The following is a 7,203-nucleotide window of genomic DNA, read 5'->3' as shown; positions in this document are numbered from 1 at the left end:
TGAAAAAGACGCACCACCGCAGGACGCACTTGCCACTCGACAAACTCTCCTAAACGATTGCCCAACTCCCCAATCTGCTTACTAACTCTGTTAATTTGCTTATCTGTTTCTTTTTGAGCTTGGGATAACTCTTGTTGGGATTGGGATAACTCTTGTTGGGATTGAGCTAATTGCTTTAGTATTGCCCGAATCTCTTCAATAGTGGCTGTCATAATGAATTTTCTCAAGTTAAGTTGATTATTGGCAGGAATGGAATCGGCTCTCTTGGATTTGGTGGGTAAAATGTATTTTAAGATATATTTCTCAAGAGCGAGGGGGTGGAACGAAAGCTAAACCTACCAAACCCGAGGCGTAAACTCCGCATCATTTAAAATTATTACATTTTCCCCTGACTGCACCAACACAAACAAACCCTGACGACAACCATAACTCGTCACCTCATTGGGAACAATCATCGCTGCCACCGCTCCCAAGGCCTTTACATCTCGAAAACGAGGCATTAACCGCTTAAACTTCGCCAAACGTTGTAAATGCTCATCCACATCCCTTTGAGTTAACTTACTTTTGACCTCCACTAAAATGGCATCCGTATCATTCACTACTAATAGATCAATCTCTAAACCCTCATTATCCCGTTTTACCGAAATACCAGGGTGAAACTCATGCACATCAATACCCCGCTCTTGAAAAAGACGCACCACCGCAGGACGTACTTGCCACTCGACAAACTCTCCTAAACGATTGCCCAACTCCCCAATCTGCTTACTAACTCTGTTAATTTGCTTATCTGTTTCCTTGATTTGTTTATCCGTTTCTTTTTGAGCTTGGGATAACTCTTGTTGAGCTTGGGATAACTCTTGTTGGGATTGGGATAACTCTTGTTGGGATTGGGCCAATTCCTTTAGTATTGCCCGAATGTCTTCAATAGTGGCTGTCATAATGAATTTTCTCAAGTTAAAATGAAATTTTCTCTATTATAGCCCGATCGCTTTTTCTCCCTTGAAGTAACCGTTCAGGGGGTGACAAAATCTGATAATCTAAAAAGACGTGGAAAAGAGCGGCTAATGTGAAAGAGTAGTATCCATCTCTGTGCTGCCCCTGGAGAGTCCTTCCACTGAGTCAATGCCACTGGCGGCTTGACATCCCCCCTCTCAATGGTTATAATGAGACTGTACGCCTTATGTAAGTTAAAAGCTGGAATGGTGTAAACTCGTTCGATAGATTATCTCTCTAGTCGGAGTGTTGGACTCAAACACTTGATCCCTAATTGGGTTGTTTTAGGTCACATCAAGAGTAATACTTTATTAGGTTTCCTACAGGAAATTTTAAAGGTTTGAGCCTTCGGTAAATCTTTCGATGTAGCCTAGTTATCATATCTCAAAAATAGCTTGAGCAATTTTTTCAGAGGATTTTTCTAGTCTAAAGTAATATCCTCTGAATGCTTATAATGTTACAAATTAAGTGATTTTTACTCATTTCAGTACAATGGCAAAAAATCAAGCCGAATCTATGTCTGATCAGAATCATCAGCAGCCAGATATGGGTGCGAAGAAAACAACGCAGGCTAGGATAGAAGGTCAGGATAATAATCAAATAAAAACGGGAATTGATCCTAAAATTGATTCGGAAAAACCGTTTAAATATTCGGAGCCAACAGGAAGATTAGGGGAGATAATCCTGCGCTTAATGCCGTTGGGTCTTTTGCTCGGAGGACTGAGTTATTGGGCGATAGTTGGTAAGATTCCGACTCCTATTCAAGGACGAGCGGTCATTTTGATTCCTCGTTCTATTGTTAATATCGAACCCCGTCAAGGTGGGCGGGTGTTAACCCTCCTGATTCAACCGGGAGATTCTGTCAAAAAAGGGCAATTACTGGCAACTTTAGAGTTTCCTGAATTAGAAACAGAATTAAAAGATAAAAAGGATAGACTAGCAGATCTCAAGCAGCAGGATAAAAGAGTTGACTCTATTGAAGTGAGTCGTCGCCAATTGAATGCAGCCTCAATAGATCGCCAGCAAAAGGCGAATCAGCTTCAGATTAAAGCACTTCAAGTTCAATTATCCAGTAATCAAAAACAGCGAGAAGCCTATCTCTCCCATGCTCGATATCTTAAAAATTTCCAGAACTCAACGGATGAAAGACTAGCCGCCTACGATAAACTTATCGAAGAGGGGGCTGTCGCCAAGCTAGATTTTCCCTCCTATTTGTTTCAGTTCAATAATCTAGAGGCTTCTAATAGTATCAATCGCGTCCAAATAGAACTCGATCGCCTGAAGGGGGTTGATGAAAGCCTGCGAGCGCAGATGAACGCATTGACGGCACAGAATAATATACTAAACACGGAAAAACGGCAAATAGACCTGCAAGATACAGCCAGTGATATTCTTCGTTACAATGCGATCGCTGACCAGCAACGAGAGATTAATACGTTAAGAACCACTATTCAAGCCAACAAAAATGTAGTGAGTCTGTACAACGGCCAGATTTTAGACTTATCTGTTAATCCGGGGGAAGTCCTGGCTCCGGGGGGGCGCATAGGTACATTAGAAGTCTCCAATCTAAAGGCCAAGACCAACGTGGTGGCCTTGTTTAAGAGCGGTGATGCCAAACGATTAGAACCGGGCCAGGAAGTAGAAGTCGTTCCCGATCTCTATGATCGCGAACGCTATGGGGGTATCGTCGCTAAGGTCGTTTCCGTCGATCAGCAGCCGGTAACTGTGGCAGAACTAGCAAATATAGTCGGAAGTCATGAACTCGCCAGCAAGCTGTTTCTGGGTAGAGATGAAGACGATCGCGATAAGCCTATACCCGTCAATGCAAGTGTTATCAAAGCCACTTTAGCGCTGAAGGTTGATCGCAATACACCCAGTGGTTTTTACTGGACTCAAGCCAAGGGAGCGCCCCAAAGAATTACCAACGGGACTACCGCAGATGTCCATGCCGTGGTAGAAGAGCGTTCTTTGGTGAGTTATATAACCCCTGCTTTTCGCTGGATTACAGGGGTGTACGACCGTTAACCACAATCTTGCGAGCGTAAGTAGCTGAAAGAAACAACGACTAGAATAAACGGTTAAACCTAATATGGAAAATCCGAAAAGACGTTCTCAATGGTGGACTTGGTGGTTTAAGTGGTGGATTATCGCCGCAGCCTTTGTCTTAGTAATCTTGATCCATAGTGAGCCTCCTCAGCTTTGGTTTTGGTTGGTGACGTTTTTGGCACTGATTTTATATGGGATTGAGCGAGCGATTAATGGGTAACAATGAGTAAGTCGAAAAAGGATATAGAGATACCTTGGACAGTAAAAACGGGCTAATGATCAGACAGGGATTGAAGTTTTCCCTAGGTGCTGCTCTCTTAACGAGTTTCTTTTGGCACCGAGGAAATGTATTAGACAACTTTGTTTATCCCGTCTTTGGGTATGTCTCTGTACTGATTGAGCCATCCATGGGAGGTGCGATCGCGGCAGGTTTGGGGCGTTTGGGGGGAAGTGCTTTGGGGGGAATCATTGCCGCTATCCTGGTGAACGCCTACGGAATCCAAGGCTCAAGTTTTTTTGTCATTCCCTCTCTCACCTACATTTTAGCCGCCCTGATCTGTGAAACTTACCGATGGCAAGCCGCTTATTCCCAAGCCACACTACTGGGCGCTTTAATTGCCATGAGAGTGGTAGGAACATCAGCACAACAAGATATCTGGCTCTATTTGCGATCGCGCCTGATCGATAACTGGATCGGAATCGCTGTGGGAATTGCTGTGGCCTTACTATTTTGGCCCCAGAATACTCGATCCGATCTCAACCGGAACTTGATGGGAATCCTTCAAGATATACCGCACTTGTTCCAAAAAATCCTTGATCGCTACCTAAAAACTGAGGTCGAGGAGCGGGATTATCCTCTTTCTATTGAGCAGAACGAGCTTAACTTACTCAATCAGATTAAAAAATCAACACAAACTAGCCTTTCAATACTCACAAAAGCAACTCATGAATTCGGTAGTGAGATGTTGGTGGCAGAAAATTGGAGTGAAATCTTGGCAATTCAGAACCAATTGACTCGACAATTAGCTGATCTGATGGCTTTTAAAGGCGAAAAGCATGAACAAAATTTAGTGCATCAGTTCAGGGCGGAATTTTACCAATTGGCGACTCATCTTACCGACAGCTTTGATAGCTTGAGGGATCTGAGTAACGCCAAAAAAATCTTAGCTACCCCTTACCTCAGAGAATTAGAAGAAGATTTAGCGAATATTGGGGGTAAACTTGATCATCTCCGAACAAGTGGAGAGATTGACCGGTATGATGTTCAAGAATCACTACAGTTTTATCAATTTATTCAACTTGTATCTCGATTTATCCAACAATGCGAGGGATTAGGAGGCAGGATAATCGATAAAACCAAAGTAACTGCAACTTTCAGGCGAAGACACCTGATTACCTTTCCCAAATGGGCCCCTATATCCCTAAAACGCCTGAGAGAAATTGTCAGTCTTGGCCTGGTTATTGGTTTGTTACTGGCTATTATTCGTCACATCGAGTTTCCCTATCCTTCTGCTTACGAAAAAGTGGCAGATATTGTGATAATAGGTGCAGTGGTCACTGTCATTCAACCGACAAGGGGTCGAGCGATCGCGATCGGTTGGGCGGCCACTGTTTCCTTGAGTTTGACAATTCTCTGTATTTACCTGTTGGTCAAGTCCTTTGGTTATAATCCTTTTAGTAGCAGTCTGGCTTATTTTTTCGCCTACTTCAGTTGTGCTTGGCTGGGGTTTACGCCGATCGCTCGCATCGGTGCGATTGTAGCAGCCGATGCCATCGGGAAGGATATTTTTCCTTTTTTCGAGCAAGGAATTTGGGCCGCACTGATTTCAGTTCCCGTAGGTGCGTTTCTGGGGGTGTTGCTGACCACTGTATTTATGACAAAATCGGCTACAAACCAACTGGAAACAGATTTTTCTGTGACTTTTAAGAAAATGGGACAGCTATATCAAAAACTGCTGTCAGGCTATTTTCAGGATACGATACCACCGTCAGATATCCCCCAACTGAAGCAGGCAATCACAGTGGCGATCGCTCAACATCCAGCCTCGGTTAAGATTGCCAGTCTCGAACAAATTTCCACAGTTTTAGCAACTAAACACCAAAATTTTTGGAATTTCTCCATCGGCTACGAACAAAAACTCTCGGCTCAACTGGATGCTTTACAAGATGTGCTACAGCAACCGCTTCCTGAACCGATACGACAAAAGTTTTTACCTGAATTACAAGCGATCGCACGACAGACTGCGATCGCTTTTGATGAGATTGCTGAGGCGATCGCTGCCCAGGTAATTCTCAACCCACCAAAGTTAGGATTGCTCATCGAAGAAATTGAATCTCTTGAGAAGCAGTTACTGAGTTTGCGGGTTGAGAGTCGAAGTTATCCCTTAAATGAGCTAATCGCCTTTAGCTCGGCTTTTATGACGATGAAAGCCATTGCCAGCAACTTAAATCAAATGAGTCAAGACTTACCTGCCTACACCCAATAGGTAATAGGCAAATATTATCAGCCTGAAGGATTTCTGCTCTTAGGGCTGTATATTCAGTAGTGGATTGTTTCAGCTAATTTGGTGTATTAGAAAAATGCTAGAAATTCTATAATCTAAGACTTTAAGCCGAAATCTATTGCCCTATTTTAGCTGAAACAGTCCACTACAAGATCGGCGATCTGCTATGCAGTACCTTCGGCATCGCACTTCTTAATGGGATCACAATGCTTTGATCTCAACGATGCCGCCCTCAACATTATCCACCTGCAATCGATAACCGTAGAGCATCGCCATTCCGAGCAACGGCTCTGTCTCTGATGCTGCGATATCAACCTCGCGATATTGCCCATCCCAAATGACTGTTGCAGTGTAAAAATCAAACAAGACTTCGTGTATCATGAATTCTTCTTTAAGCTCCGCGAACCAAAGTGATACACGGCAGGGTGTCCAATCCGAATTCCAAAAGGCTGGGCATCAGGGTTACGCTCAAATAGCCGATTGGTTGCAGCTACGACCGTTTCATCAACCTCAAAATCTCCGGTTTCGATGTCGATCGCGATAATTTTACCCTCATTACCCGCTTCGACTTGCTGCCGAATGCCAGACTCGTAGAGTTCTTTCCCCCGACGAGCCATCTCCTCTTTGCTGTAACGCCTTTGCCGAACTGTCATAGCCTTGCCCCATTGACTGCCTTCTCCATTTTAACCTGAACGATCTCGCTCTTTTGAATTGATAGGGTGTGTTTGGCAATCACTTAATCTTGGCGATCGATATGATGTAGCCTGTGTTAGCGTTAGCGTAACCCACGGATTTTGAACATTAGATAAGGTGCGTTCACTTCATTAACACACCCTACAAGATCGGCGTGCTGCTACGCAGTGCCTTCGGCATCGCACTCTGTTATGAGTTGATTGATGTTGGGTTTCCTTGCGTCAATCCAACCTACGGACGAGGCGATCTGCTACGCAGTGCCTTTGGCATCGCACTCATAATAGTTGACGAAATTGTGCGACTGTCAAACCAGCATCTTGAACAATTCCACCCATTGTAAATGCCTTAATTGGATTGTGCCTTGGAAGAGCAACTTGACGCACCCCATCACTCAAGATGATATGTTTGCCTTGGCGAATGATCCGAAAGCCTACCTTCTCCAAGGCTCGTACTGCATCTAGGTGATTTACGCCAGGAATTCTAGGCATAGTTACACCTGCATTTCAATTTCACGAATTTCCCCATCTTGCAAGCGTTCTTCTAAGGCTGCAAGATACTCACGAATTGCATCTTGGATATTGGTTAATGCCTCTTCCTCAGTATCTCCCTCAGACCAACAACCGGGGAGCGCAGGAACGCCAACAGTAATTCCTTCTTCAGAACGATAAAGGACAATTTTGTATTTCATCATAAGTTCCTTCTAGATAGCACTCCATTTTAGCTTGATAGAATTATGGATGTGGGATCAAATTGTAGCAACAGCGGAACCTCACAGCAAACTTGATATGGTTGGGTTTCCTTGCGTCAACCGTTCGGCAAAAGCTCACGGCCGAAGTTCAACCTACAGGCTACTCTAGGCTATTTATTCCCCTAGAAACGAATCGCACCGTTACATTTCATTAACGCACCCTACAAGATCGGCGATCGCACTGTTCAGCGGTTGCAAACGACATCAAACGCATCCACG

The 7,203-nt window shown here is 44.0% G+C and carries 8 protein-coding genes and 1 pseudogene; 3 read left to right on the top strand and 6 right to left on the bottom strand.

The window, feature by feature from the left end; all coding sequences use genetic code 11:
• On the bottom strand, nucleotides 1–212 hold a 212-nt coding region (locus IM507_RS22480; protein WP_287637774.1), incomplete at its 3' end, for a DUF3782 domain-containing protein.
• Between the two features lie 123 nt (nucleotides 213–335).
• Nucleotides 336–938 carry a DUF3782 domain-containing protein gene (locus IM507_RS22475; RefSeq protein ID WP_123230567.1) on the bottom strand — a complete coding sequence of 201 codons (603 nt, stop codon included), beginning with the start codon at nucleotides 936–938 and terminating at the stop codon, nucleotides 336–338.
• A 547-nt stretch (nucleotides 939–1,485) separates the two neighbouring features.
• On the opposite strand from IM507_RS22475, the gene IM507_RS22470 reads away from it, so the two are divergent.
• The 3 genes from IM507_RS22470 (at nucleotide 1,486) to IM507_RS22460 (ending at nucleotide 5,525) form a co-directional block, all read left to right on the top strand.
• The gene (locus IM507_RS22470) at nucleotides 1,486–3,018 is read left to right on the top strand and encodes an NHLP bacteriocin system secretion protein (RefSeq protein WP_353847164.1); all 1,533 of its coding nucleotides are present in this window, start codon (nucleotides 1,486–1,488) and stop codon (nucleotides 3,016–3,018) included.
• 64 nt (nucleotides 3,019–3,082) lie between these two features.
• Nucleotides 3,083–3,259, top strand: a complete 177-nt coding sequence (locus tag IM507_RS22465) for a hypothetical protein (protein WP_002735384.1) — start codon at nucleotides 3,083–3,085, stop codon at nucleotides 3,257–3,259.
• Between the two features lie 55 nt (nucleotides 3,260–3,314).
• Nucleotides 3,315–5,525, top strand: a complete 2,211-nt coding sequence (locus tag IM507_RS22460) for an aromatic acid exporter family protein (RefSeq protein WP_353847165.1) — start codon at nucleotides 3,315–3,317, stop codon at nucleotides 5,523–5,525.
• A gap of 219 nt (nucleotides 5,526–5,744) precedes the next feature.
• On the opposite strand, the pseudogene IM507_RS22455 reads toward IM507_RS22460, so the two are convergent.
• The 4 genes and pseudogenes from IM507_RS22455 to IM507_RS22440 form a co-directional block, all read right to left on the bottom strand.
• A pseudogene (locus IM507_RS22455) lies at nucleotides 5,745–5,915 on the bottom strand (clan AA aspartic protease); the annotation flags it as partial.
• A 5-nt stretch (nucleotides 5,916–5,920) separates the two neighbouring features.
• Nucleotides 5,921–6,196 carry a hypothetical protein gene (locus IM507_RS22450; RefSeq protein WP_024970721.1) on the bottom strand — a complete coding sequence of 92 codons (276 nt, stop codon included), beginning with the start codon at nucleotides 6,194–6,196 and terminating at the stop codon, nucleotides 5,921–5,923.
• A 315-nt stretch (nucleotides 6,197–6,511) separates the two neighbouring features.
• The gene (locus tag IM507_RS22445) at nucleotides 6,512–6,724 is read right to left on the bottom strand and encodes a type II toxin-antitoxin system HicA family toxin (RefSeq protein ID WP_069473752.1); all 213 of its coding nucleotides are present in this window, start codon (nucleotides 6,722–6,724) and stop codon (nucleotides 6,512–6,514) included.
• 2 nt (nucleotides 6,725–6,726) lie between these two features.
• Nucleotides 6,727–6,924, bottom strand: a complete 198-nt coding sequence (locus IM507_RS22440) for a type II toxin-antitoxin system HicB family antitoxin (RefSeq protein ID WP_002738180.1) — start codon at nucleotides 6,922–6,924, stop codon at nucleotides 6,727–6,729.
• Nucleotides 6,925–7,203: the final 279 nt, after the last annotated feature.

Origin of the sequence: Microcystis sp. M20BS1 (assembly GCF_020245305.1) — a bacterium.
GTDB classification, from domain to species: Bacteria; Cyanobacteriota; Cyanobacteriia; order Cyanobacteriales; family Microcystaceae; genus Microcystis; species Microcystis ichthyoblabe_A.
Note: the sequence above shows the minus strand (reverse complement) of the source record. Positions and strands in the feature narration are given on the sequence as shown.